The following is a 26,358-nucleotide window of genomic DNA, read 5'->3' on the forward strand; positions in this document are numbered from 1 at the left end:
ATCATGCGGACTAATTGCACACATCGTGAGACGAGCGCTGGGGCCGTGCCGGCGATTAGCGTATCGCCCCAGGTCAGCGGCATCTGGTCCGGTTCTGAGATCGACCGCCATACAGCGGCGTTCGATGGAAGACTGTCCCTCGGCGGGTCTCGGACGGAGCAGATCCGCCCACTACTGACTGAGGGGACTCCATGGAAGCACTCATACCGATCCTGGGCGGCGCGGCGGTGCTGCTCGTCGCGGTCCTGATCCTGGCCGTGATGCTGATGCGCAGCTATCGGATCGCGGCTCCGAACGAAGCGCTGATCATCACCGGCCGCAATGCGAAGACCAGCCCGACCGGCGACATCGATCTCGAATCGGGCAGCGCCCGTGTGATCATCGGCGGTCGCGCTATCGTACGGCCCATCGTGGACCGCGCGTTCGTGCTGAGCCTGAGCTCGCGCCAGATCCCGGTCGAGGTCGAGGGCTACTCGATGAACGGCATCTTCCTGCGACTGCGCGGGGTGGCGCAGGTCAAGGTCGGCGGCAATATCGAGGATGTCCGCAAGGCCTCGCAGCGCTTCCTCGATCAGCAGCAGCAGATCGACCACTACACCCAGGAGATCCTCTCGGGCACCCTGCGCGCCGTCGTCGGCACGCTGACGGTCGAGCAGATCATCCGCGATCGTGCGTCCTTCGCCAACCAGGTCCAGGCCGAGGCCGAGCACTCGATGAACAACCAGGGCCTGGTCATCGACACCTTCCAGATCTCCGCGATCGAAGACGACGGCTCCTACCTGCGCGACTGGGGCCGGCCTGAGGCGGCCCTGGTGGCCAAGCGCGCCGCCATCGCCGAATCGGACGCCAACCGGGAGTCCACCCAGGCGAAGAACCTCAACCTGCAGCAGGAGGCGGAATCGAAGCAGTCCTTCGATCTGCGCCAGGCCGAGATCAAGGAGGAGACCGACGCCCGTCAGGCGATCGCGGACGCCGCCGGTCCGCTGGCCCGCGCCGCGCAGCAGCAGAAGATCATCGAGCAGGACGAGCTGATCGCGGTCCGCAACAACGACCTGCGCGAGAAGCAGCTGATCGCCGAGGTTCACAAGCCGGCCGAGGCAAAACGCTACGCCGAGCAGCAGGACGCCGACTCCAAGAAGTACGCCCGCGTGGCGCAGTCCGAGGCGGAGCTGACCGACGAGCGCAACCGCGCGGAGGCCCGCAAGGTCACCTCCGAGGCGGAAGCATTCTCGATCGAGGCCCGGGGCCGGGCCGAGGCCGAGGTCGAGCTGCAGCGTCGTTCGAAGGACGCCGAGGCGGTCCGGCTCGAGGGTCAGGCCGAAGCCGACTCGCTGCGTGCCAAGGGTGAGGCCGAGGCGGCCGCCATCCTGGCCAAGGGTGACGCCGAGGCGGAGACGACGCGTGCCCGTGCCGAGGCGTACAAGCAGTTCAACGACGCCGCGGTCCTCGCGCAGGTGCTCGAGGTGCTGCCGTCCGTCGCCAATGAGCTGGCGGCGCCCTACTCGAACATCGACAACCTCTCGGTGTTCTCCACCGATGGGGAGGCCAAGATCGGCCAGAACATCTCGGTCGGTCTCGCCCAGGTGCTCGACATGGTCAAGTCCACTACCGGTGTGGACTTCCAGGACACCCTCCAGCGCGCCGCCGAGGGCGGTCGCGTGGTGCGCGAGCAGTCCGAGTCCGCCGACGCGGCATCGTCGTCCACCGCTCCCGAGCCGGCGGACGACCTCGCCGTTCCCGCCGACGAGAGCTCCTGAGCCCGCTCAGGTCAAGCGCCTCCGCGAGGCCATCGATCGCCCCGGCACTCCTCCTGGAGGGCCGGGGCGATCGTCGTACGTGCAGTCATCGCGGCAGCACCGGCCGCGTGCCGCCGATCTCGCCCAGCAGCGACTTCGCGTAGGAGGCGTGCACGGACTCCGCGTCGGAGGGGTGGTACATCGCGGCACGCACGTCCCGGGAGAGCCGTTCGAGCTCGCTGCGCCGGAAGTACTGGGCCCCGCCGCTGGCGCGGAGGACCTGGTCGACCGCGCCGATGGCGACCTCGGTGGCTCGGGACTTCACCCCGGAGAAGTGCTGGAACCATTTGGGGCCGTGGTCGGTCACGCCGACGCCGCTCTCCCCCAGCCCCAGCGCGTCGAGGTCGGCCATGAGCTTGTCGATCTGCAGGACCACTCCGTCGACGGCGATCGCGGCGTCGGCGAGGCGCCAGCGGATGTCGGGGTCGTCGGCGTGGACGATGCCGCGCGTGACGTTGCGGCGCGTGGTGGCGAGGTCCGCGCCGACGATGATCGCGCGCTCTGCGATGCCGGTGTACACCGAGGCGATCAGCAACTCGAACGCACCGAAGATGCCCATCACGAACGGGTCCTGATTGGGGCCGACGGGGGTCAGCGCCAGAACCCGGTCCGCGGCGATCGGGGCCCGGTCCAGCACGGTGGTGCACGACTGCGTGGCCCGCATCCCATGCGTGTCCCAGTCCGGGACCGTCTCGACGGCGTCGGTGCGCTCTATCACGCCGAACACCAGGCGAGGATCGACTTCGGAGGTGCGGGCGAGCCGGCCGTGGACCACGAGGCGGTCCCACACGGGGGCGAGGGAGGTGAAGATCTTGGTGCCGCTGACCTGGTAGCCGCCGTCGCGCCGGGCGTCGGCCCGGGTCGAGGAGTCGAACAGCATGGCCTCGTTGCCGGGCTCGGAGATCCCGAAGGCGAACAGACGGTTCGCCGCCGCGTCCTCGAGCATCGTGCGCACCGAGCCGGCTCCGAGCCGGTGGGCGTGCAGGGAGGCACCGGTCACCACGAGATGCATGTTCATCGCCAGCGCCGTGGCCGGCGCGGCCTGCGCCAGGCGCCGCTGGACCTGGGTCGCCTCCAGCAGGCTCGCGCCGAGACCGCCGAGCTCGACCGGCACCAGCAGGCGCAGGTAGCCGCGCTCGCGCAGATCCGCGAGATCCTGCTCCGGGAAGGTGTTCTCCCGGTCGTGGATCACGGCGCGCTCGCGGAACGTGTCCAGCAGGGAGGCGGGCAGCAGGTCGTCGGCGATGCTCATGGACCTACGCTAATCCAGCGCGCCCCGTTCCAGCACGCCGGGCAGCGCCGTCACTGCAGGCAGCTGGGGCCCAGCAGGGCCTTCAGGGAGGCGTACAGTGCGGCCGACGGCGACACCGAGAGGCGCTTGTCCAGCTGCATGAGCGTGGTGCGTCCCGGTTCCTGCAGGCGCAGACGCACCTCGCTGGAGCCGGGGTTGTCCTCGAGCACCCCACGCAGCTTCTCGGCGACAGCACTGGTGGCGCGCATCGCCGGCAGAGCGATCACGACGGGCCCGTCGGGGCCTGCGCCCGTCTCCGGGATCGACATCTCCATCACGCGCAGCTCGGGCATGCCCTTGGAGGTGTCCACCCGACCCTTCATCGAGACGATGAGGTCCTCGGCGAGCTCCGTGGCCACCGTCTGGTAGGTCGAGGGGAACATCAGGCAGTCGATGGAGCCCTCGAGGTCCTCGACCGTGGCGATGGCCCACATGTCGCCCTTCTTGGTGGTCTTGCGCTGCAGCGACGTGATCAGCCCGGCGATGGTGACCATGGAGCCGTCCTCGACGGCGCCATCGTCGGCGAGCGCACTGATCGACGTCGAGGAGTTCTGGGCGATGACGTGCTCGAGGCCGTACAGGGGGTGGTCCGAGACGTACAGGCCCAGCATGTTGCGCTCGAAGGCGAGCTTCTCCTTGCGGTCCCACTCGGGGACGTCGGGGACGACGATGGTGGCGGCCGAGCCGGTGGCCACCCCGTCGTCACCACCGCCGGCGCCTCCGAAGACGTCGGCGAACAGGTCGTACTGGCCCTGGGCCTCCTTGCGCTTGACGTCGACCACGGAATCGACCGCGTCCTCATGGATCAGCACCAGGGAGCGGCGGTTCGCGCCCAGGGAGTCGAAGGCGCCGCCCTTGATCAGGGACTCGATGGTGCGCTTGTTGCACACCGACAGCGGGACCTTGTCCAGGAAGTCCGTGAAGGAGGTGAAGGCGCCCTTCTCCTCCCGCGTCTTGATGATCTCCTCGACCACGTGGGCGCCGACATTGCGGATCGCCGAGAGACCGAAGCGGATGTCGTCGCCGACGGCGGAGAAGTAGAGGTCGGATTCGTTGACGTCCGGCGGCAGCACCGTGATGCCGCGGTGGCGGCAGTCCCCGAGGTACAGGCCCAGACGGTCGCGGTTCTCCTGGGTGGAGGTCAGCAGGGCCGCCATGTACTCGGTGGGGTGGTTGGCCTTGAGGTAGGCGGTCCAGTAGGAGACCACGCCGTAGGCGGCCGAGTGGGACTTGTTGAACGCGTAGTCGGCGAAGGGCAGCAGCGTCTCCCACAGGGCCTTGACCGCCTCCGGGGAGTACCCGTTCTCCCGCATGCCGGCTTCGAAGGAGACGTACTGCTTGTCCAGCTCCGCGAGCTTCTTCTTGCCCATCGCGCGGCGCAGGATGTCGGCTTGGCCGAGGCTGTATCCGGCGACCTTCTGCGCCGTCTGCATCACCTGCTCCTGGTAGACCAGGACCCCGTAGGTCTCGCCGAGGATCTCGGCGAGCGGCTCCTCGAGCTCGGGGTGGATCGGGGTGATCTCCTGCAGCCCGTTCTTGCGCAGCGCGTAGTTGGTGTGCGAGTTCATGCCCATCGGCCCCGGGCGGTACAGCGCGGAGACGGCGGTGATGTCGCCGAACTGGTCGGGCTTCATCTGCCGCAGCAGCGTGCGCATGCCGCTGCCATCGAGCTGGAAGACGCCCAGGGTGTCGCCGCGCTGGAGCAGCTCGTAGGTCTTCTCGTCGTCGAAGGGCAGCTGCTCCAGATCCGGCGGGGTCTTCCCGTTGCGCGCCATGTTGTCGACCGCGTCGGAGAGGACGGTGAGGTTCCGCAGGCCCAGGAAGTCCATCTTCAGCAGCCCGAGGGTCTCCAGGGTGGGGTACTCGAACTGGGTGATGATCTGGCCGTCGGAGGGGCGGCGCATCATCGGCACGATGTCGATCAGCGGGTCGCTGGACATGATGACCGCGCAGGCGTGGACGCCCCAGCCGCGGGTCAGGCCCTCGACGCCCTTGGCGATCTCGACGACCTTCTGGACGTCGGGGTCCTCGTCGTGGATCTTGCGGAACTCCCCCGCCTCGGCGTAGCGCGGATGATCGGGGTCGAAGATGCCCTTGATCGGGATGTCCTTGCCCATCACCGTCGGCGGCAGCGCCTTGGAGAGACGGTCGCCCATCGCGTACGGGTAGTCCAGGACGCGAGCAGCGTCCTTGAGGGAGTTCTTCGTCTTCATCACGCCGTAGGTGATGACCTGTGCGATGCGGTCGTCACCGTACTTGCGCTCCACGTACTCGATGACCTCGCCGCGACGGCGATCATCGAAGTCGACGTCGAAGTCGGGCATGGAGACGCGGTCGGGGTTCAGGAACCGCTCGAACAGAAGCCCGTGCTCGAGCGGGTCGAGATCGGTGATGCGCATGGCGTAGGCGACCATCGAGCCCGCGCCGGAGCCACGGCCCGGCCCCACGCGGATGCCCTGCTCCTTGGCCCACTTGATGTAGTCCGAGACGACCAGGAAGTAGCCGGGGAATCCCATCTGCAGGATGATGCCGACCTCGTAGTCGGCACGCTGCTTGACCGCATCGGGGATGCCCATCGGGTAGCGGTACTCCAGGCCGCGCTGGACCTCCTTGACGAACCAGGACTCCTCGTCCTCCCCGGGCGGGGTGGGGAAGTTGGGCATGTAGTTCGCGCCCTCGTCCGTGGTGCGGAAGTGGACGTCGCACATCTCGGCGATGCGCAGCGTGTTGTCGCAGGCCTCGGGGAACTCGCGGAACAGCTCGCGCATCTGGGCGGCGGACTTCAGGAAGTAGCCGGAGCCGCCGAACTTGAAGCGGTCGGGATCGCTCAGGCGCGACCCGGAGTTGATGCACAGCAGGACGTCCTGGATGGTGGCGTCCTCCTCGCGCACGTAGTGGAGGTCGTTGGTCGCCACCAGCGGGGCGCCGACAGCCTTGGCCACCGCCAGCAGATCCTTGGTCACCCGTTGCTCGATGGACAGGCCGTGGTCCATCAGCTCGATGAAGTAGTTCTCCTTACCGAACATGTCCTGGAACTCGCCGGCCGCCTTGACCGCCTCGTCGAAGTGGCCCAGGCGAAGGCGGGTCTGGATCTCGCCGGAGGGACAGCCGGAGGTCGCGATCAGCCCGTCGGAGTACTTCGAGAGGATCTCGCGGTCCATCCGGGGCCACTTGCCCATCTGGCCGTCCAGCGAGGCCTCCGAGCCCAGCCGGAAGAGGTTGTGCATGCCCGCGGTGCTGCGCGAGAGCAGCGTCATGTGGGTATAGGCGCCACGAGCGGAGACATCGTCCCCGGCGATCTGCTGCTCGCGGGTCCCCCACTGGACACGGGTGCGATCGTGACGGCTGGTCCCGGGCGTCACATAGGCCTCCAGCCCGATGATCGGCTTGACCCCGGCGTTCTTCGCCGTCTTGTAGAACTCGTAGGCGCCGAACAGGTACCCGTGGTCCGTGATGGCCACGGCCTGCTGCTCCTGGCGGACCGTCTCCTCGACGAGTCTGTCGATCTTCGCCGCCCCGTCCAGCAGGGAGTAATCGGTGTGGACGTGGAGGTGCACGAAGTCGTCGGACATGCGTTCCAGGGTAGCCAGTCAGGCCCTGCGACGCGCCGCGCCGGGGCCGGTCCGACCCGTCGGGGAGGTCACCTCGGCGAGTCCGGCGTGTCGGGAATAGCGGGCTCAGGTCCCCGAGTCGTCGCCTTCGGCCTCCTGCTCGCGGCGCATGTCCGACAGGAGCGTGTTCATGTAGTCGTGGACATCCTCGAAGCTGAGGCTGCGCTCGTCGCGGCGAGGGGGGATGCCGCCCACGAAGGCGCCGCCGTGCCAGGCCATCGAGTCGTCCGGGAGGGTCGGGTCGTCACCGCGCCACAGGTCCAGGGGGATTGCGTGGGCGGCGAGGTCACGCGCGATCTCGTCGGCCTGGGCCGGGTCGCCGGAGCGCTGGAGCACGGCGACCAGCAGGGACTGGGCGGCCCATGCCGACGCATCGTCCGTGCTGCTCTCGCCGGGGTCGACCGATTCCTGGACCAGGGCGATGTAGCTCGCAGCGAGCTCGTCGGCGCCGTCCTCGTAATGGTCCTTGGCCACGCGCAGCGCGATGCGCGGCACCAGCTCGCGCGCGTCCCACAGCACCGCTGCGCCGACCAGCGCCATACCCACCCCGGTCGGGAAGTCCGGGTCCAGGGCGATGGGCGTCGACGGCGACCGGCCGGCCCGGCGGGCGTCGTCGGCCTCGAGGTAGGCGCGGGCGGCCTCCGCGATCGCTGCGCGGGCGCGATCGTCGTCGCGCAGGGTCACCTCTGCGCCGGCCGGGTCGATGCCCAGGCGGCGCGCGACCCGGGCGAAGGGGAAGTCCGGCCTTGCCAGGGCCGCGTCCCGGGATGGGGTCAGCGCACCGGAGGTCTGCTCGTCGCTCATGCCTCGACGGTAGCCGCTCCGCGACTCGGGCGCGTCACCGGTGGCCATCGCGCGAGGTGCTGCGGCGGGATCTGCCACGGCCGGTCAGTTGCTGCGCAGTGCCTCGAGCGCATCCTGCAGGTCGCGCGGGTACTGCGAGACGAACGTGACCTCCCGGCCGCTGACCGGATGGACGAAGCTGAGCTCCATCGCGTGGAGCCACTGACGGATCAGGCCGATGCGCGCCGCGAGCGTCGGATCCGCGCCGTACAGCGGGTCGCCCACCAGCGGATGGTGCAGCGCGGCCAGGTGCACGCGGATCTGATGGGTGCGGCCGGTCTCCAGTCGCACCTTCAGCAGCGTGGCGCCGTGGAGCGCTTCCAGCGTCTCGTAGTGCGTCACCGAGTGCTTCCCGTCGCGGCGCACGGCGAATTTGTAGTCGTGGTTCGGGGAGCGGGCGATCGGGGCCTCGATGGTGCCCTGCGGCTGGTCCGGGGTCCCCTGGCAGACGGCGTGATACACCTTGCCGACCTCGCGGGCGCGGAAGGAGTCCTTCAGCGTGGTGTAGGCGCGCTCGGTGCGGGCGACGACCATCAGGCCGCTGGTGCCGACGTCCAGCCGGCTGACGATGCCCTGGCGGTCGGGGTCACCGCTGGTGCGGATGCTCACGCCGGCGGCGGCGAGATGCCCCAGCACCGTCGGCCCGGACCAGCCGGGACTGGGGTGTGCGGCGACGCCGACGGGCTTGTCGATCACCACGATGTCGTCGTCCTGGTGGACCAGGCTCATGCCCTCGGCGATCATCGGCCGGACCTCGGCGGCGGGACGCTCATCGGGCAGCTCGACGTTCAGCATCGCCCCGGGCTCCAGACGGGTGGAGCGTGACGGTGCCTGCCCGTCGATCTCGACGTGGCCGCCGTCGATGAGGTCGGCGGCACGGCTGCGCGAGAGGCCCAGCATGCGCGAGATGCCCACGTCCACGCGCTCGCCGGCGAGTCCGTCGGGAACCATGAGGAAGCGCGAGGAGCTCACCGGGGGTCCTCCGTGCTCGATGCGTCGTCGGCGCTCGGCCGGTCGTCCGTGCTCGGTCCGTCCTCGCTGCTCGGTCCGTCGACGGCGGACGGCGAGGTCTCTGCCCGCTCCGCTCCAGCTCGTGCCTCGGCCTCGGCCACGGCCGGATCGGCGGCATGGCCGAGCACCCCCAGCAGCACGATGAGGATGGCGCCGCCGACGACGCCCATGTCCGCCACGTTGAAGACGGGCCAGTTGGGCAGCTCGAGGAAATCGACGACCTCGCCGCGGAAGGGGCCGGGGTCGCGCAGCAGCCGGTCATGGATGTTGCCCAGGGCCCCTCCGAGGATGAGGCCGAGCGCGAGGGTGTACCAGAGCGAGCGCACCGCGCGCACGGCGAAGATCAGCACGCCGATCACGATGACCATCTGCAGGCAGGTCACCACCGGGGTGATCCCGGCGCCCATCCCCCAGGCCGCGCCGGAGTTGTACAGCAGCGTCAGCTGGAGGACCTCACCGAGGAACGGCTGGGGCTCGAGCTCCGTCAGGTTGTGCTCCGCCCATGCCTTGGTGATCTGGTCGGCCACGGCGATCACCGCGGCGACGGCGGCCATCCCCGTCAGGACGACGAGACGGCTCACACGGCGACGAGCGCCGGACCCCTCGGGCCCGGCGCTCGTCGGCGTGGAAGCAGCGTGGTTCACAGACCGAAGTTCGCCTGCTTGTCCTGCGTCTCGCTCGTGTCCAGCTCGCGGAGCTGGTTCTCGAGGTAGTTGCGCAGACGGTTGCGGTAGTCGCGCTCGAAGGTGCGCAGGCCCTCGATGGTCTTGTCGAGCTCGGCCTTCTTGGTCTCGAGCTCGGCCAGCGTGGTGCGGGACTTCTCCTCCGCCTCGGAGACGATGCGGCGGTGCTCCTCGTTGGCCTCGGAGATGAGCCGGTCGCGCTCGTCCTCACCGTTCTTGACGTACTCGTCGTGAAGGCGGTTCGCCAGGGCGATGATGCCGGCCGCGGACTGGTCCGGGCTGCCCTGGTCGGCGACAGCGGGAGCGCCGGCGACGGGCTCCTCGGCCGGAGCCTCCGCGACCGCGGGCTGCTGAGCCGTCGTCTCGGCGTCGACATCCGCCGTCGCCGAGACCGGGGTCTCGTCGATGACCGCCTCGTCCTCGACGACCGGGGCGTCGGTGGCCGCTGCGGCAGCAGGCGCGGACTCGAGCTCGGCGATGCGGTTGTGCGCCTCCTCGAGCTCCTTGGTCAGGCGGTTGTTCTCGTCGATCAGCTCTTGCAGGCGCGGCAGGATGTCGTTGTCGAGGTAGTTGTCCACCTCGTCCATGTCATAGCCCTCGGAGAACCGGACCGGGGTGAACCGCTTGGACAGCAGGTCATCGGGCATCAGAGCCATGGGTCACCTTCTCGTCGTTCTGGGGTCGTGGTGCGCGTACGGCGCGGTGCCGACAGCCTAGCGGATGTTGGAGGACGTCCTGGACGCCGCGCGCATCAGCGCGCGAGCGGGGCCAGCACGGCAAGCAGGATCCAGCCGCCGACGAGCAGGATCATCAGGCTCAGGTCGAGGGCGACGGGGCCCAGGCGCAGCGGAGGGATCAGGCGCCTCAGTGCCTTCACGGGCGGATCGGTCAGCGTGTAGACGACCTCGAAGAGCACCAGCACCAGCCCCGAGGGGCGGAAGTCACGGGCGTAGGCCTGGATCCATTCCAGGACCAGACGTGCCAGCAGAACGAGTGTGTACACCAGGACGGCGATGTACAGCACCGCGGCGACGAATTGCACCGAAATGCTCAGCTCTGGTTGTAGAAGCCGGTGTCGTCGGCCGAGGTGTCCCCGTCGACCTCGACGAACTCCGGCGAGAGCAGGAAGACCTTGGAGGTGACGCGCTCGATGTCGCCGCGCAGGCCGAAGATCAGCCCGGCGCAGAAGTCGACCATGCGCTTGGCGTCGCCGTCCTGCATCTCCGAGAGGTTCACGATGACGGGGACCCCGTCACGGAAGGACTCGCCGATCGCCTTGGCGTCATTGTAGGAACGCGGATGGATCGTGGTGATGCGATGCATCGACTCCTCCACTGCGGGCGCCATGGGCACCACGTTCGACCGCTGTCGGATCGGGGTCACCTGGGCCTCCCGTTCGGGTGCGGGCTCCGGGCCACGCTCGGTGCGGCGAGCCGGAGCGGCCGCCTCGTCCTGGCGGATCCGCTCGTCCTCGTAGTATTCGTCGTCGACCTCATTGGCGAGGCCGAGTGCGACCATGGCGTTGCGCCAGTTGCCCATCGCAGATCTCCCAGTTCGTTGTTCACGCTGACCTGGGCTTCGGGGAAGCACGGGGAGTGCGTGGAAGCCCTTCTCCCCAGAAAGTACAGCAGGGCTTTCCGCCTCCACGGGAAGCGGTCGGCGTGTCGTGGGGCCGTGTCGTGCGAGGTCACTCCCGACGGATCACGCCGGCGAAGCGACCGGTCCGTGCCGCTCGCCGATAGGAGAAGTACTCCTCGTCCTCGAGTGTGCACGCAGCGCCTGCGTCGATCGCGCCCGCCGGCACCCCGGCCTCGGTGAGCACGGCGACCGCCCCGGCGCGCAGGTCGAGAGCGGGCGTGCCCCAGCGGGTCACGGCATGGACGGCGGGCAGGAGCTCGGCGGCCTGGTCCCGCATCTGCTCCGGCACCTCGTAGCACTGCCCGCAGATCGACGGGCCGACGGTGACCGTCACATCCTCGGGCCGGGCACCGAAGCGCGCCATCTCGACCACGGTCCTCTCCAGCACCCCGCCGAGCAGTCCGGCGCGACCGGCGTGGGCCGCCGCGACGGTCCCCGAGACCGGGTCGGACAGCAGAACCGGCAGGCAGTCGGCGACCATGATGGCCAGCGCCACGTCGCGCCGGGTTGTGACCAGCGCATCCGCCGTGACGACGGGGACGGGCCCCGTCTCGGGCAGCACGTGGACGTCGGCCGAGTGGACCTGGTCGACGAACACGAGCGGCGCACCGACGGCCTCCGCCACCAGCTGACGATTGTGCTCCACGCACTCCGCGTCGTCCCCGACGTGACGTGCCAGGTTCAGCCCGGTGAAGTCTCCGGTGCTCACTCCCCCGGTCCGCCCCGTGAACAGGGCGCGGGCCCCGCGATGTCGCGAGGTCCGCACCGGGAGAGCTGAGCTCACTTCAGGAACGACGGCAGATCGAGGTCGTCGTCGTCCGACGGCGGCTCCTCGATGCGCGGGGGCCGCGCCGGCTCCTCCTGGGTGCGGGGCGCCGACTGCGAGCCGTCCTGACCCTGCTGCGGGGGCTGGGCCTGCTGCTCCCCGCCGTGGTGACCGGACTGACCGTGCTCCTCCGCCTGGCCGTTCTGACCTGCCTGGCCGCTCTGTCCCGACTGACCGCTCTGGGCGGCCTGACCGTACTGGCCGGACTGACCGTTCTGGCCGGTCTGGCCGTACTGCCCCTGAGCAGACCCGGCCTGTTCGGTCGCGGATCCGGCCTGGTCCTGACGGGACGGCGAGAAGGTCTGCTGCGGCAGCCCCCAGGCACCCGGCGTGGCGGCCGCACCGGCGCCCGCGCCGACAGCGGCCGGCCGCTCCGTGCCCGAGGCCGACGGCTGCGACTGCTGTGAGGAGGCGCGCGGAGCGGGGATCGGCTCGGAGCGCTGCAGCGGCGGGGTCTCCGCGCGCGGGGCGGGCCCGCCGCCCTCGAAACCGGCGGCGATGACGGTCACCCGGACCTCGTCCCCGAGGGCGTCGTCGATGACGGAGCCGAAGATGATGTTCGCGTCGGGATGGGCGGCCTCCTGGACCAGGCGAGCGGCCTCGGAGACCTCGTACAGCCCGAGGTCGCTGCCGCCCTGGATGGAGAGCAGCACGCCGTAGGCGCCGTCGATCGAAGCCTCCAGCAGCGGGCTGGAGACGGCGAGCTCGGCGGCCTGCAGGGCACGGTCGTCCCCGCGGGCCGAGCCGATGCCCATCAGGGCGCTGCCGGCCCCTTGCATGACGGATTTGACGTCGGCGAAGTCGAGGTTGATCAAGCCCGGCGTGGTGATCAGGTCCGTGATGCCTTGGACACCGGACAAGAGGACCTGATCCGCCGATTTGAAGGCATCGAGCATCGAGACCTGCTTGTCCGCGATGGACAGCAGGCGATCGTTGGGGATGACGATGAGGGTGTCGACCTCGGCCTGGAGCGCGTCGATGCCGGACTCCGCCTGCGTGGAGCGGCGGCGTCCCTCGAAGGTGAAGGGTCGGGTGACGACACCGATCGTCAGCGCGCCGAGGCTGCGGGCGATCTTGGCGACGACCGGGGCGCCACCGGTGCCGGTGCCGCCGCCCTCACCGGCGGTCACGAAGACCATGTCTGCGCCGCGGAGGACCTCTTCGATCTCCTCGGCGTGGTCCTCGGCGGCGCGCTTGCCCACCTCGGGGTCGGCGCCGGCACCGAGACCACGGGTGATCTCCTTGCCGACGTCGAGCTTGACGTCCGCGTCCGACATGAGGAGCGCCTGGGCATCGGTGTTGATCGCGATGAACTCGACGCCCTTCAGGCCGGAGTCGATCATGCGGTTGACAGCGTTGACACCTCCGCCGCCGACGCCGACGACCTTGATGACTGCTAGGGAGATCTGGGTTCCGGCCACGTTTGGGTCCTTGCTCTTGTCGTTCACCTGCAGAGAGGGGCCTGCGTCGCATCTGGTCGCCGACTGCCGAAGAACCCTCAACCTCGACTCGAGGTTCGGACTTCGGGGCGCCTCTCCTTTCCTTTGACGCTATGGACGAGGACTCGTGCACGCAAACACCACGGGCGCGTGTCGGCCGCGGATGGCGGGATGGATCACCGCCCGTGGATCCTCCGGCTCGCAGCGTGGGCCGGCGAGGGCAGATCAGCGCGTGACCGGGGCGACCGGGGAGGAGACGTCGATGACGTCGCCCGGCTGGGAGACCAGTGCCTGGACCACATCCACCTTCAGCTCGGAGTCGGCCGCGTCGCCCCACACGACCGTCTTGGTGCCGCCGTCCTCCAGGGCGAGTTCGAGCGTGACATCGCTGTCGCTGGAGGCGGAGACCTTCTGGACGGACCCGCGCAGCGTCTCCGGCATGGCGGCGAGGACCTCGCTCATCGCGGCCGTGGCGCCCTCAGGGTCCGAGGAGTTCTCATCGAGCACGAAGGGCACCAGAGTGGCCCCCTCGGCCGCTGCGGCGGGAAGCTCCTGCCCCTGGGCGTCGAGCACCGCGGTGCTCCCGTCGGTCCGGGTCAGCTGGGCGACCGGGGTGGCCTCGGTGACGGTGACGTGGACGCCGTCGGGCCAGGCACGCTCGACCTCCGCGGACTCCACTCCCGGGACACCGGCGACGTCCTCGGCGATCTCGGAGCCCGGCAGCAGTAGCACGCTGTCCCCGGTATGGCCCTCGACCGCTTCGCGCACCTGCTGCTCCTCGACGTAGCCGAGCCCCGCGATGGTGATCTCGCGGACCTGGAGCGAGGGCAGGAACACCGCGGTGGCGAGGCCTGCCACGATCAGCAGTGCGAGCGCCGAGACCGTGGCCAGGATCGCCCGGCGGCGGCGGCGCCAGGGGCGGCCCGCGACGAGGTCGCGGAAGCGACCGGCGGCCGGGACGACGGAGCCGCCCTCCGCGCCATCGCCACCGGCCGTGCCGCGACCGGCATCACCGCGCCGACCGACGCTCCTCGCGCGCGGACCAGCGGTTCCTGTGGTGCCGGCACTCTCCGGACGGGATGACGCCGAGCGACGCGGCGCCCCGGTGGGCCTCGTCCGCGCCGGCGCGGGTGACGGGGACTGCGGCGCCGGGCGCCGGTTCGGTGAGGTCGTGGACGCGACCGGATTCGCGGAGGCGGGCGATGATGCCGAGGCAGCAGAGGTCGCCGAGGATCCCGCGGACGACGAGGGCGAGGACCGCTCCCGGGAGGCAGGCGCCGCGGAGCTGGGACTCGTCGCCGACGGCGAGGAGCCGTCCGGTCGCCGGGTCGCGGCGGGGCGGGCCGCGGGGGATGCGGGCCGGGTCGGCCGGACCGGCCGCGGAGCAGTGGGGCGGCGAGCCATCACGTCTCCTCCCGTGGCGAATCGAGGGCGGCCATCACGGCAGGCGTGAGCTCGACGACGTCTCCCGCGCCGAGCATGAGCAGCAGGTCCCCGGGCCGCGCGACCTCGCGCACGGTCGCGGGGAGCTCGTCGCTCGCCGTCAGCGGCTGCACACTCGCGCCGGGGGCGTGGGCGGTGATGGTGCGGGCGTCGATGCCCGGGTCGGGGTCCTCGCGGGCCGCGTAGACGGGCAGCACCCAGGACCGATCGGCGCCGCCGAGCACTGCGGCGAAGTCCGCCGCGAAGTCGCGGGTGCGGGAGAAGAGGTGAGGCTGGAACGCGACCAGCACGCGACCGCCGCGCTGCTGCGTCTCGACGATGCCGCGGGCGGCCTCGATGGTGGCGGCGACCTCGCGGGGATGGTGGGCGTAGTCGTCGACGACGGTCACTCCCCCGGCCAGGCCCGCGACGTCGAAGCGCCGCGAGGCCCCCGTGAAGGTGGCCAGGCCTCCCAGCAGCGCGCCGACGTCCGCGTCGGGGACGGCGGCGCTGACGGCCGCCAGGGCCCCGACCGCGTTGAGGACGTTGTGATGGCCGGCCACGGAGAGCTCGCAGGTGTACCGGTCCGCGGATGTCCCGATCTCGATCTCGGCCCCGGCCGCGCCGCCGCGCTCGGACAGCACCCGCCAGTCGGCGCCGGGATCGCTGCCGTACGTTGTCACCGGGACGCCGCGAGCCGCGGCCCGCTCCCCCAGCGCGCGGGCGCCGGGATCGTCGGCACAGACGATAAGGCTGCCACCGGGCACGATCTGCATGGTCAGCGCGTCGAAGGCCGCGGTGAGGGTCTGCTCGTCGCCGTGGAAGTCGAGATGGTCGGGCTCGAGGTTGGTGACCACCAGGGAGCGCGGCGAGAAGGCGAGGAAGGACCCGTCGGATTCGTCGGCCTCGATGACTGCGATGCCACCGCCGGGTCCGGTCGCGCCGTCGGGCGCGGAGTCGGCGCCGGGCGCGGAGGCGGCACCGGCCGTGGAGGCACTGCCAGGCGCGGAGTAGTCGCCGGTGGCGCCGAATCCCGCATTGCGACCGAGGTCCGGCACGGCCGCGCCGAGTGCCCAGGCGGGATCCTGGCCGGCGCCCCGCAGCGCCATGACGGCCATGCCCGTGGTCGACGTCTTCCCGTGCGTCCCCGCGACGGCGACCAGTTCCCTGCCCGCGAGGAGACCGGCGAGGGCGGCGGCACGGTGGATGACGGGGATGCCGCGCTCGTGCGCGGCGAGGACCTCGGGGTTGTCGGGCCGAACGGCGGTGGAGACGACGACCACGTCGACATCCTCGGCCAGCAGGGCGGCGTCGAAGCCGATGCCGATGCGGGCCCCCGCCTCGCGCAGAGGGCCGATGAACTGGCCGTCCTGGGAATCGGAGCCGCTGACCTGCAGACCGGCCTCGAGGGCGAGGCGGCCGACGGCGGACATGCCGGCGCCTCCGATGCGGACCACGTGCAGGCTGCGGACCGCGCGGTCGGCCGGCCAGCTGGGCTGGGTGATGACGTCCCCGGGGCGCAGGATGGAGCGCGGCGCCGGGTGATCCCAATGGCCGGGGCGGGCTTCGACGGGGCTCATGTGGTCACCGTAGCCGGGCGGTGGGCGCGACCGGCTCAGGCTCGGCGTGCGACGCCGGTCACGACGTCGGCCATGACCTCGGCGGCGTCGGTGATGCCGAAGGCGCGGGCGGCGTCGGCCATGGTCCTCAGGCGCTCGGGGTCCTGGAGGAGCGGGAGGACGTGGTGGCGCAGATGGGCGGCATCGAGGTCCGCGTCCTCGACCATGAGGGCGCCGCCGGCGGCCACCACGTCGCGGCCGTTCAGGGCCTGCTCGCCGTTGCCGATCGGCAGCGGGACCAGGACCGAGGGCAGGCCGATCGCCGTGAGCTCGCAGACCGTGCCGGCTCCGGAGCGGGTCAGCGCGAGGTCAGCGGCGGCGTAGGCGTCCTCCATCGCGGTGACGTACTCGACGACCCGGTGGCCGGGTCGTCCGGTGAGGCCGTCGGCCTTGCCCCGGCCGGTGATGTGGAGGATCTGGGTGCCGGCGGCGATGAAGGAGTCTGCGGCCTCGGCCACGGCACGGTTGAGGCGTTGGGCGCCGAGGGAGCCGCCGGTGGCCAGCAGGACCGGCGCCGAGGGGTCGAGGTCCAGCGCCCGGCGCGCTTCGTCGCGGCGCGCGGCCCGGTCGAGGTGGGCGATGCCCTCCCGCATCGGCATGCCGATGTGGCGGGCTCCGGGAAGCTTGGTGCCCTCGAGGGCGGTGAGCACGGCGGCGGCGCGGCGGGCTCCGAGCCGGTTGGCCAGGCCGGGGCGCCGGTTGGCCTCGTGCAGGACGACGGGCAGGCCCGCGGAGGCGGCGGCAAGGTAGGCGGGCGGACAGACGTAGCCGCCGAAACCGGCGACCACGTCGATCCGGCGCTCGCGCAGGAGCGTGCGGACCTCGCGCAATGTGCGTGTGAAGCGGGCGGGGAAGCGCAGTGCGGCGCCGTCGGGACGCCGCGGGAAGGGCACCTTGTCGATGGTCGCCAGCTCGTAGCCGGCGGCAGGGACCAGATCGGTCTCGAGGCCGTCCGGAGTGCCGAGCACGAGCACCTCGGCATCCGGGGTGCGCCGGCTGATCTGGGCGGCGGTGGCGAGCAGCGGGGAGACGTGGCCTGCGCTGCCGCCGCCGGCGAGCAGGATGCGGACGGGGGCGGGCGCGGTCATCGTGTCCTCCGTGAGGACGGCGCGGACTTCCGCGACGCCCGGGACTGGCGGGACCCGGTGGAGTTCCGGCTGCCCGCGGCGTTGTGCGTGCCGGCGGGCTTCCGGGAGCCGCCGGTCCCGGAGGGTCCGCCGGACGTCCGGGTACCGCCGGGCTTCGAGGACCCCGAGGGGCCCGAGGGTCCTGCCGTCGAGGTCTTCGACGATGTCGAGCTCCGCCCGGTCTTGGCCCGGCCGCGGCGCGGGCGCGCGTCGGACTTCCCGGCGGCGTCGCGCGGTGCGGGCAGCACGCTGATGGAACGGCGCACCGCCCCCATGCGCGCGCCGATCGCCTCGCGGGCGCCGGGCTCCCGGCGGGCGAAGGAGATGAGTACTCCCAGTGCCGCCATGGAGGCGAGCAGGGCCGAACCGCCCGAGGAGATGAAGGGCAGCGGCACACCGATCACGGGCAGCAGGCCGGTGACCACCATCATGTTCACGAAGGCCTGGCCCAGCAGCCAGGCGCTGATGCCGGCGATGGTGATCTGGGTGAAGTGGTCCTCGATCCGCGTGATCATGCGGAACATGATCAGGGCGAGCACGGCGAACAGGGCGAGCACGCCGAGGGTGCCGAGCAGTCCCAGCTCCTCGCCGATGATCGCGAAGATGTAGTCGTCCTCGGCCGCCGGCAGCCGGCCCCATTTCATGCGGGACTCGCCGAGCCCGACGCCCCACCAGCCGCCCTCGGCCAGGCCCATCAGACCCTGCTCGGCCTGATAGCAGGAGTCGCCCTCGCAGGTGCCATGGAGCCAATTGCCGATGCGGGCCATACGGTTCGCGCTGGTGATGGTCAGGGCGATCACGCCTGCCAGGCCCGCGGCGCCGACGGCCAGGAACCACCGTCGTGGCACGCCGGCCACCCACACGGCCCCGGCGACGAGCAGACACATCACCATCGCGGTGCCGAGATCATGACCGAGGACGACCAGGCCCAGCGCGGCGACGATGCCGGGGACCAGCGGGAACAGCATGTGTCCGGGCCGGTGGAGCAGGGGGCGCTTGGTCGCGAGCAGGGCTCCCAGCCATACGGCGAGGGCGAGCTTGAGGAACTCCGAGGGCTGGAGGGTCTGGCCGCCGATGCTGATCCAGTTGCGGTTGCCGTCGACCTCCACCCCGAGACCGGGGACGTGGACGAGGCACTGCAGCGCCAGCCCGAGGCCGAGCAGCGGCCAGGCGGCCTTGCGGTAGAACCCGGTCGGGAGGCAGGCGGCGACGACGAGCAGGACCAGCCCCATCGCCGCGAAGGTGCCCTGCCGGAACAGCCCGGCGAACCCCGAGTTGCCCCGCGAGATGTTCAGGACCGCGCTCGAGGACAGGACCATCACCAGGCCCACGCCGATCAGCAGGGTCCCGACGATGATGAGTCCGTAGAAGTCCAGGGCCGGGGACCGCAGCCAGGAGCCGACGCCGTCACGCACGCGGGTCCCGATGTTCCCCAGCGGCTGGTCCTCGTCGGGACGGACGACAACGGCGGACCGGCGGGAATCCTGCCCCTGCCGGGTCCGCTGCCCCTGCGGGGTCCGCTGCGTCTGACGGGTCTCGTCGATCGTCATGCGCTCGCTCCTGGCAGTCGGGATACGGCCGCCGCGAACAGATCCCCCCGCTCCGCGTAGTCACGGAACTGGTCGATGGACGCGGCGGCCGGTGCCAGCAGCACCACGTCCCCTGCGGTGGCGAGGGATCTCGCGGCCTGGACCGCATCCTCCATGAGCCGGGTGCGCCCGGCGGCATCGTCAGTGTCACCCGGATCGATGCGCCGCACGGGGACGTCGGGGGCGTGTCGCTGCAGTGCCGCGGTGAACGGCGCCTCGTCGCGTCCCAGCAGGACGACCCCGGTCAGCCGATCGCGGGCGGAGGCGACCAGCTCGCTGAGGTCCGCGCCCTTGGTGTCACCTCCGGCGATCCACACGATGCGCTCGGCCGCACGGAGCGAGGCGGCCGCGGCGGCCGGGTTGGTGGCCTTGGTGTCGTCGACGAAGGTGATGCCGTCCACCGTCGCGATCTGCTCCGCCCGGTGACCGCCCATCCGGTAGGCGCGCAGTCCGTCGCGGACCGCTGGGGCCGGGACGCCGTAGGCACGCGCCAGCGCCGCCGCGGCCAGCGCGTCGAGCACGACGTGGGGGCCGGCCCCGTCCGGACCGAGGTGCTCGAGGTCGGCGAGGGTGCCGATCTCGGCCGCGGCGCTGCGACGCTCGGCGAGGAAGGCGCGGTCGACCAGGACCCCGTCGACCACGCCCAGTTCGGACAGGCCCGGTGAGCCCAGTGTCAGGCCGACGGCCCGGGCGCCCTCGACGACGTCGGCGTCCTCGACCAGGCGCAGGGTGGTCTCGTCGGCGACGGTGTAGATGCAGGCGGTGCGCACGCCCTCGTAGATCCTGCCCTTGGCGCGCGCGTACTCCTGGGCGCCGCCGTGCCAGTCGAGGTGGTCCGCGCTGACGTTCAGCACCGCGGCGGCCTCGCAGTCCAGGTGCTCGGTCCAGTGCAGCTGGAAGCTGGACAGCTCGATCGCCAGCACGTCGAAGCCCTCGGGGTCCAGCGCCGCCTCGATGACGGGCAGCCCCACGTTGCCGCAGGCCACTGCTCGCAGGCCCGAATGCTGCAGGATCGATTCGAGCATGGTGACCGTCGTGGTCTTGCCGTTGGTGCCGGTGACCCCCAGCCAGGCGGGCCCGTCGGGCGCCTGCATCCGGCGGGCCAGTTCGACCTCACTCCACACGGGGATCCCGGCTTCTGCCGCCTCGGTCAGCAGCGGCTGATCGGGTCGCCATCCCGGCGAGGTCACCACCAGGTCGATCTCGCGGTCGCGGGGAAGGGCGAGGGTGTGCTCCCGGCCGAGGCGGACCTCGACCCCGAGCACCTCGAGGATCTGGGCCCGCTCGCGGATCGCGGGGGTCTCGGAGCCGTCGACGACGAGCACCCGGGCACCGCGCTGCATGGTCTGGTCCGCGACGGCGTAGCCGGAGACGCCGAAGCCGGTGACCAGGATCCGCAGTCCAGACACGTCGAGCCCGGGCCAGGGCCGGTCCTCGACGGCGCGAGGCCGGCCGGCAGGCCCGGTCGCGGTCGCGGTCATGAGGTGAGCCTCGGCAGGGCGTCGAGGTAGAAGATGCCCAGGCCCACCCCGGCGAGGATGCCGGCGACGATCCAGAAGCGCACCACGATGGTGACCTCGTTCCAGCCCTTGAGCTCGAAGTGGTGTTGCAGCGGTGCCATGCGGAACACGCGCCGCCCGGTGAGTTTGAAGCTGCCGACCTGGATGATCACCGACAGCGAGATCATCACGAACAGGCCGCCGATGATCGCGCCCAGGATCTCGGTGCGGGAGACGATCGTCAGCCCCGCGATCGCGCCGCCCAGGGCGAGCGAGCCGGTGTCCCCCATGAAGATCTTGGCGGGCGAGGTGTTCCACCACAGGAAGCCGACGCTGGCCCCGATGATCGCGGCGCACAGCACGGCGGCGTCCAGGGGGTCCCGGGCCTCGTAGCAGCGCACCATTCCCCCGGCGTCGAGATCGACGTTGCACACCTGGCGCCATTGCCAGAAGCACACGACCAGATAGGTCGCGGTGAAGATGATGGTCGCCCCGCTCGCGAGACCGTCGAGCCCGTCCGTGAGGTTCACCCCGTTGGACCAGGCCGCGACCAGGAAGTTCGCCCAGATCGCGAACAGGATGAAGCCGAGCACGGTCCCGCCGAAGGCGAGATCCAGCCAGGGGATGTCCCGCACCAGGGACAGCTGGGTCGAGGCCGGGGTGTTGCCCTCGCCGTCGGGGAACAGCAGGGCGAGCACCGCGAACGCGGTCGCGACCAGGAACTGGCCGAGCAGCTTGGCGCGGGGACGCAGACCGAGGCTGCGCTGCTGGGAGATCTTGAGGTAGTCGTCGAGGAAGCCGACGACGCCGAGCCCGACCATGAGGAACAGCACCAGCAGCACCGAGACGCTGGGGGGCGTCAGCAGCACCAGGTGGGAGAGGGAGTATCCGAGGATCGTGGCCAGAATGATCGCCACGCCGCCCATGGTGGGCGTGCCGCGCTTGGTGGCGTGCGAGGTGGGTCCGTCGTCGCGGATGAACTGGCCATAGCCGCGTTTGACCAGGAGCTTGATGTACAGCGGGGTCCCCGCGATGGAGAGGATGAGGGCACCGGCGCCCGCGATGATGATCGCGATCATGCGTCGTCTCCTCCATCCGCCCGCGAGGTGGGCTGAACCTGCCGCTCCAGGTGCGCGATCAGTGGCTGGGCGATCTGCCGCAGGCCGGCGTCCCGGGACGACTTCAGCAGCACCGCGTCTCCGGGCGCCACCGTACGTTCTAGCACAGCGATCGCATCCTCCACGGTCTCGAGGTATTCGGACTCGCCCCCGAAGCTGCCCTCGAGGCCCGCGCCATGGTGGATGGGGGCCGCGCCGTCGCCGACGACATACAGCTGGCTGATGTTCAGCCGCACCACCAGCCGGCCGATCTCGTCGTGCAGACGCACCGAGTCCGGGCCGAGCTCGAGCATCTCGCCGAGGACCGCGATGGTGCGGCGCCCCCGTCCGAGGTGGGCCAGGGTCTTCAGCGCGTGCCGCATCGAATCCGGGTTCGCGTTGTAGGCGTCGTCGATGATCAGCGCGCCGCCCGCGCGGATGGCCTCCATGCGCTGGCCGGAGGCGAGCTTGGCACCATCCAGCGCGGCGACCGCGGCGGCGGGGTCCACCCCGGCGGCCAGCGCCGCGCTCAGGGCGGCCACCGCCGTGGCGGCCAGGTGCTCGCCGAGGAGGTCGGGGCGCACCGGGAAGCGCCCGGCCGGGATCGGCTCGCCGCGCAGGGTGGTCACTCCCTCGGGGACGACGAGGGTGAAGCGGATCCGCGCCTCGTCGTCGAGGGTGAGGTCGTCCCCACGCACGTCGCCGGAGGTGAAGCCCCACATCAGGGAGTCGGCGGCGGTGCGGGACGCCATCGCCGCCACTCGCGGGTCCTCCGCGTTCAGGACTGCCCGTCCGGTCGCCTCGAGCGCTTCGACGAGTTCGCTCTTGGCCGTCGCGATCGCCTCGACGCTGCCGAACTCGCCGAGGTGGGCGCTGCCGACGTTGAGGACGAGGGAGATGTCGGGGCGCGCAATGGCGGTCAGTGCCGCGATGTGCCCGATGCCGCGGGCGCCCATCTCGAGGACGAGGAAACGGGTCTCGCTGGTCAGCCGCAGCACTGTCAGCGGCAGCCCGAGTTCATTGTTGAAGCTTCCGACGGGTGCGATCGTCGGCCCCTGTGTGCGCAGGATCGTGCCGAGCAGATCCTTGGCGCCGGTCTTGCCGGCGCTTCCGGTGATCGCCACGACCACCAGGTCCGGACCCACCTCCCGGGCCCGTGCGAGCTGGGCCCGCGCCACCTGGGACAGGGCCTCGCGCACGTCGTCCACCAGGACCGCGGGCACCCCGAGGTCCCGGGAGGCGAGCGCGAGCGCGGCGCCGGCCTCACGGGCGACGCCGAGGTAGTCGTGGCCATCGGCGTGCTCGCCGGCGAAGGCGGCGAAGAGGTCACCGGTGGTGACCTCTCGGGAGTCGATGCGGGCCTCGCCGGTGACGGTCTCGTCCCCGGTCGCTCCGCCCACCAGTCGGCCGCCGGTGATGTCGGCGATCTCCCGTGCCGTGGTTGTGAGCATGGTCAGCGTCCTCCGTCGGTGTCGTCGGCGCCCGATCCGCCGCGCGCGGCCAGCGCGTCGCGCAGCCGGAGGCGGTCATCGAACGGATGGACGATACCGCCGATCTGCTGTCCGGCCTCGGCCCCCTTGCCCGCCACGAGGATGGTGTCTGCCACGTCGGCCAGCCGGACGGCGAGATCGATCGCGTCGCCCCGTCCTTCCACGTCGTGGACCTGCGCGTTCGTCCCTGCGGGGATGCCGGAGCGCACGGCGCGGCGGATCTCGGCCGGGTCTTCGGTGCGGGGGTTGTCGTCCGTGATGATCACCACGTCCGCGAGGCGGGCGGCGACCTCGCCCATGGCCGGTCGTTTGCTGCGGTCACGGTCCCCGCCGGCTCCCATCACGACCAGCAGCCGTCGGGTGCCCGGGACGGTGCGCAGGGTGCTCAGCGCCTGTTCGAGGGCGTCGGCGGTGTGGGAGTAGTCGACCACGCCGCGCACCGGCTCCAGGGCCACCAGCTCCATCCGACCGGGCACCGTGCCGGCCTCGGCGAGGGCGCGCGTCACGTGGGGGCCGCTGTGCCCGACCGCGGCCAGCAGCAGCTCGGCGGCGAGGGTGTTGGCGACGTAGTGGCGGCCGGGGAGGGCGGCGTGCAGCGTGCGCGTCCCCTCGGGGCCGTGGACGGTGAAGGTGCTGCCGTACTCCTCGGCGCGGATGTCGCTCGCGGAGTGATCCGCCTGCACCCCGGGCAGGGTGGCATAGGTGGTCACGGGCACCTCTGCCTCGCGGGCCAGCCGCCGGCCCCACTCGTCGTCGACGCAGACGATGCCGCGGGCCGAGTGCTCGGGAGTGAACAGGCGTCGCTTGGCGGCGTAGTACTCCTCCATCGAGCCGTGGAAGTCCAGGTGGTCCTGGCTGAGGTTGGTGAAGCAGGCGACGTCGAAGACCAGACCGTCGGCCCGGTGGAGGACCAGGGCGTGGCTGGAGACCTCCATGGAGGCGACCTCCACGCGGTCCTCGCGCATGCGGGCGAGGATGCCGTGCAGTTCGGGGGCCTCGGGCGTGGTGCGCACGGTGGAGACGGCATGCTCGGTCCCGTCGGCGGAGCGGTAGGTGGTGCCGCTGGTGCCGATCACGCCGGCGGGCACGCCGAGGGCGTCCAGCGCGCGGGTCACGACCGTGGTCACCGACGTCTTGCCGTTGGTGCCGGTCACGCCGATGGTGCGAAGGTGGTCGGCAGGCCTGCCCTGGACCAGCGCCGCGGCGACGGCGGTGGCCCGCCGGGGGTCCTCGACCACGAGCACGGGCAGACCGGCGCGGCGGCAGCGCTCCTCGCCGGTGGGGTCGGTCAGCGCCATGACCGCCCCCAGCTCGCGAGCCTGGACGGCGAAGTCGGCGCCGTGGGCGGTGGCTCCCGGCAGCGCGCACCACAGGTCCCCGGGCATGACGCTGCGGGAGTCGAGGGTGACCCCGGTCAGGGGCAGATCCTCGACGGGCGCAGGGGCTCCCAGTGCGCGCGCGACGGCACCTGCGCCCGCGCCTGCGGGCCGACGGGGCCGAGCGGGGTCGATGATCGGTTCCGCGTCGCGGGATCCGTCGGCCGCAGAGTCCGCGGGAGGCTGAGGAGCAGGGGGCACGGCGTCGCTCACCACTCGTTCTCCAGCTCGCGGCCGGGCTGACCGGTGGGCGGTATGCCTTGGTTCTGCAGGGCGAAGGTGGTCAGCTCGGAGAAGGCGGGGGAGGCGGACTTGGTCCCGGAGATGAAGCTGTCCAGACCGAAGAGGAACACGCCGACCACGAGGTCGGGGTCGTCGGCCGGGGCGAAACCGATGAAGGAGGCGGTATAGGTGTCCTTCCCGGTCTGCGCGGTCCCGGACTTCCCGGCGGTGGCATAGCCCGTCACGCTGGCTGCGGAGCCCTCCTCGACGTTGTTGTCCATGAGGGCGCGCATCGTCGCAGCGGTCTCGCTGGAGACCACGCGGGTGCTCTCGGCCTGGTGAGCCGGCTCGATGCTGCCATCCTCCTGACGGGTGCCGTCGATGAGCGAGGGCTGGACCCGCACGCCGTCGTTGGCGAAGGTGCCGACGGCGGAGACCATCTGCAGGGCATTGACGCTGTACCCCTGCCCGAACGATGTCGTATAGCGGGTGCGCCCGTTCCACTCATCGGCCGGGCGGAGTATGCCGGCGGACTCGCCCGGCAGCTCCACCCCGGTCGGCTCGCCGAGGCCGAAGGCGCGCAGGTAGTCGTAGCGAGTGTCCGGGGAGAGGGTCTCGGCGACCTGGACGGTGCCGACGTTGGAGCTGTGCTTGAGCACGCCCGCGAGGGTGAGCCGCTGGTGCTCGTGGTAGTGGGAGTCCTTGATCCGGTGCCCGTCGAAGTACTTCTCGTAGGGAATCTCGTACTGCGACTCCGGCGTCACCTTTCCTTCCTCCAGGGCGGCGGACATCGTGAACAGCTTCCCCGTCGAGCCCGGCTCGAACACGCTGGAGATCGACCGGTTGCCGCGGTTCTTCTCCTCGGCGGCACCGGGGTCGTTGGGGTCGAAGGTGGGGTGCTCGGCCAGGGCCAGCACCTGACCGGTCTTGGCGTTCAGCACGACCGCGCTGCCGCCGGTGGCGCCCCACTGATCCACGGCTCCGGCGACGATCTGCTGCGCCTTCCACTGCAGGTCGCGGTCGATGGTGAGCACCACATCACTGCCGTCGACGGCAGGGGTGGTCTCCTGCTTCCCGGTCGGGATGATCTGACCGCCGGCCCCGCGCTCGTAGGTGGTCTTGCCGTCGGTGCCGCTGAGTGCCTCGTCGAACGACAGCTCGGTGCCGGCCAGCGCGGTGCCGTCGGATCCGACGAAGCCGAGGATGTTGCCGCCGACGGACCCGGCCGGATAGATGCGGTCGGCGACGCGGTCGGCGCCGATGCCGTTGATCCGCAGTGAGATCACCGCGTCGCGCACCTTGGGGTCGACGTTCTTCTGCAGGTACTTGAAGCCGCTGTCGCCGGTGAGGGCCTTCTCGGTGTCGGCGACGGACATGTCGAGCACGGGCGCCAGCTCCTGGGCGGCGGCCTCGACGCCGGAGGCCTCCCCCTCCTCGGCGTTCTGCTTGTAGTCGTCGACCTGCCGCTGATTGACCCACAGGTCGTAGCGCTCGACGGAGCTGGCCATCGTGGTGCCGTCACGGTCGAGGATGTCCCCGCGCAGAGCCGGGATGGTGCGCTCGACGGTGCGCTGCTCGATCGCCTCCTGCGCCCGCGCGCTCGCGTCCAGGCCCTGGACCCAGATCAACCGTCCGGACAGTGCCATGACGGCGACCATGATCATGCAGATCAGCAACCGGTGACGAACGGCCGGGGCGCCGACCCGGGCCTGGGGGAAGCGCGCCCCGCCCGCGGGCCGGCGGGCCCGGGTGGTGCGCGAGCTGCGGGACCGCGCCATG

General features: G+C 71.2%; 20 protein-coding genes. 1 reads left to right on the forward strand and 19 read right to left on the reverse strand.

Translation table 11 applies throughout. The features are described from left to right. The first annotated feature begins 191 nt into the window (after nucleotides 1–191). Nucleotides 192–1,757 carry a flotillin family protein gene (locus tag ACFQRD_RS01040; RefSeq protein ID WP_377803295.1) on the forward strand — a complete coding sequence of 522 codons (1,566 nt, stop codon included), beginning with the start codon at nucleotides 192–194 and terminating at the stop codon, nucleotides 1,755–1,757. 85 nt (nucleotides 1,758–1,842) lie between these two features. Here ACFQRD_RS01040 and ACFQRD_RS01045 read toward each other — a convergent pair whose 3' ends face one another. From ACFQRD_RS01045 to ACFQRD_RS01135, 19 genes are all read right to left on the reverse strand, one after another. Then, nucleotides 1,843–3,048, reverse strand: coding sequence for an acyl-CoA dehydrogenase family protein (locus ACFQRD_RS01045; RefSeq protein ID WP_377019040.1), 1,206 nt, complete (start codon nucleotides 3,046–3,048; stop codon nucleotides 1,843–1,845). Between the two features lie 50 nt (nucleotides 3,049–3,098). Further along, nucleotides 3,099–6,659, reverse strand: coding sequence for a DNA polymerase III subunit alpha (gene dnaE, locus ACFQRD_RS01050; RefSeq protein ID WP_377019039.1), 3,561 nt, complete (start codon nucleotides 6,657–6,659; stop codon nucleotides 3,099–3,101). Between the two features lie 105 nt (nucleotides 6,660–6,764). After that, nucleotides 6,765–7,502 carry a hypothetical protein gene (locus ACFQRD_RS01055; protein ID WP_377019038.1) on the reverse strand — a complete coding sequence of 246 codons (738 nt, stop codon included), beginning with the start codon at nucleotides 7,500–7,502 and terminating at the stop codon, nucleotides 6,765–6,767. Nucleotides 7,503–7,586: 84 nt separating this feature from the next. After that, nucleotides 7,587–8,513, reverse strand: coding sequence for an RluA family pseudouridine synthase (locus ACFQRD_RS01060; protein WP_377803296.1), 927 nt, complete (start codon nucleotides 8,511–8,513; stop codon nucleotides 7,587–7,589). Next, a complete protein-coding gene (gene lspA / locus ACFQRD_RS01065) occupies nucleotides 8,510–9,133 on the reverse strand; it encodes a signal peptidase II (RefSeq protein ID WP_377794376.1) in 624 nt (207 codons plus the stop codon). The genes ACFQRD_RS01060 and lspA overlap by 4 nt, the downstream gene beginning before the upstream one ends. Before the next feature lie 59 nt (nucleotides 9,134–9,192). Beyond that, nucleotides 9,193–9,891, reverse strand: a complete 699-nt coding sequence (locus ACFQRD_RS01070) for a DivIVA domain-containing protein (protein WP_377019035.1) — start codon at nucleotides 9,889–9,891, stop codon at nucleotides 9,193–9,195. A gap of 95 nt (nucleotides 9,892–9,986) precedes the next feature. Then, nucleotides 9,987–10,277: a YggT family protein gene (locus ACFQRD_RS01075; RefSeq protein WP_377019034.1), complete on the reverse strand. Its 291-nt coding sequence runs from the start codon at nucleotides 10,275–10,277 to the stop codon at nucleotides 9,987–9,989. A gap of 8 nt (nucleotides 10,278–10,285) precedes the next feature. Then, complete coding sequence (locus tag ACFQRD_RS01080) at nucleotides 10,286–10,774, reverse strand: cell division protein SepF (protein WP_377019032.1); 489 nt, start codon at nucleotides 10,772–10,774, stop codon at nucleotides 10,286–10,288. 148 nt (nucleotides 10,775–10,922) lie between these two features. Then, nucleotides 10,923–11,657, reverse strand: a complete 735-nt coding sequence (pgeF, locus tag ACFQRD_RS01085) for a peptidoglycan editing factor PgeF (RefSeq protein WP_377803297.1) — start codon at nucleotides 11,655–11,657, stop codon at nucleotides 10,923–10,925. Further along, a complete protein-coding gene (gene ftsZ / locus ACFQRD_RS01090) occupies nucleotides 11,654–13,120 on the reverse strand; it encodes a cell division protein FtsZ (protein WP_377019031.1) in 1,467 nt (488 codons plus the stop codon). Before ftsZ ends, pgeF begins: the two co-directional genes overlap by 4 nt. A gap of 243 nt (nucleotides 13,121–13,363) precedes the next feature. After that, nucleotides 13,364–13,996, reverse strand: a complete 633-nt coding sequence (locus ACFQRD_RS01095) for a cell division protein FtsQ/DivIB (RefSeq protein ID WP_377794379.1) — start codon at nucleotides 13,994–13,996, stop codon at nucleotides 13,364–13,366. A 545-nt stretch (nucleotides 13,997–14,541) separates the two neighbouring features. Continuing rightward, entirely contained in the window at nucleotides 14,542–16,140 is a 1,599-nt protein-coding gene (murC, locus tag ACFQRD_RS01100) for a UDP-N-acetylmuramate--L-alanine ligase (RefSeq protein ID WP_377803298.1), read from the reverse strand. A 35-nt stretch (nucleotides 16,141–16,175) separates the two neighbouring features. Continuing rightward, on the reverse strand, nucleotides 16,176–17,267 hold the full coding sequence (gene murG / locus ACFQRD_RS01105) for an undecaprenyldiphospho-muramoylpentapeptide beta-N-acetylglucosaminyltransferase (protein ID WP_377794381.1): 1,092 nt from the start codon (nucleotides 17,265–17,267) through the stop codon (nucleotides 16,176–16,178). Next, entirely contained in the window at nucleotides 17,264–18,856 is a 1,593-nt protein-coding gene (gene ftsW / locus ACFQRD_RS01110; RefSeq protein WP_377803299.1) for a putative lipid II flippase FtsW, read from the reverse strand. The genes murG and ftsW overlap by 4 nt, the downstream gene beginning before the upstream one ends. Next, nucleotides 18,853–20,376, reverse strand: a complete 1,524-nt coding sequence (murD, locus tag ACFQRD_RS01115; protein ID WP_377803300.1) for a UDP-N-acetylmuramoyl-L-alanine--D-glutamate ligase — start codon at nucleotides 20,374–20,376, stop codon at nucleotides 18,853–18,855. The genes ftsW and murD overlap by 4 nt, the downstream gene beginning before the upstream one ends. Beyond that, nucleotides 20,373–21,473 carry a phospho-N-acetylmuramoyl-pentapeptide-transferase gene (gene mraY, locus ACFQRD_RS01120; protein WP_377019021.1) on the reverse strand — a complete coding sequence of 367 codons (1,101 nt, stop codon included), beginning with the start codon at nucleotides 21,471–21,473 and terminating at the stop codon, nucleotides 20,373–20,375. Before mraY ends, murD begins: the two co-directional genes overlap by 4 nt. Continuing rightward, nucleotides 21,470–22,942: a UDP-N-acetylmuramoyl-tripeptide--D-alanyl-D-alanine ligase gene (gene murF / locus ACFQRD_RS01125; protein ID WP_377803301.1), complete on the reverse strand. Its 1,473-nt coding sequence runs from the start codon at nucleotides 22,940–22,942 to the stop codon at nucleotides 21,470–21,472. Before murF ends, mraY begins: the two co-directional genes overlap by 4 nt. A gap of 2 nt (nucleotides 22,943–22,944) precedes the next feature. Beyond that, on the reverse strand, nucleotides 22,945–24,492 hold the full coding sequence (locus ACFQRD_RS01130; RefSeq protein WP_377803489.1) for a UDP-N-acetylmuramoyl-L-alanyl-D-glutamate--2,6-diaminopimelate ligase: 1,548 nt from the start codon (nucleotides 24,490–24,492) through the stop codon (nucleotides 22,945–22,947). Between the two features lie 74 nt (nucleotides 24,493–24,566). Next, nucleotides 24,567–26,357 carry a peptidoglycan D,D-transpeptidase FtsI family protein gene (locus ACFQRD_RS01135; RefSeq protein ID WP_377803302.1) on the reverse strand — a complete coding sequence of 597 codons (1,791 nt, stop codon included), beginning with the start codon at nucleotides 26,355–26,357 and terminating at the stop codon, nucleotides 24,567–24,569. Nucleotide 26,358: the final 1 nt, after the last annotated feature.

Source organism: Brachybacterium sp. GCM10030268 (assembly GCF_042666305.1).
GTDB lineage: Bacteria > Actinomycetota > Actinomycetes > Actinomycetales > Dermabacteraceae > Brachybacterium.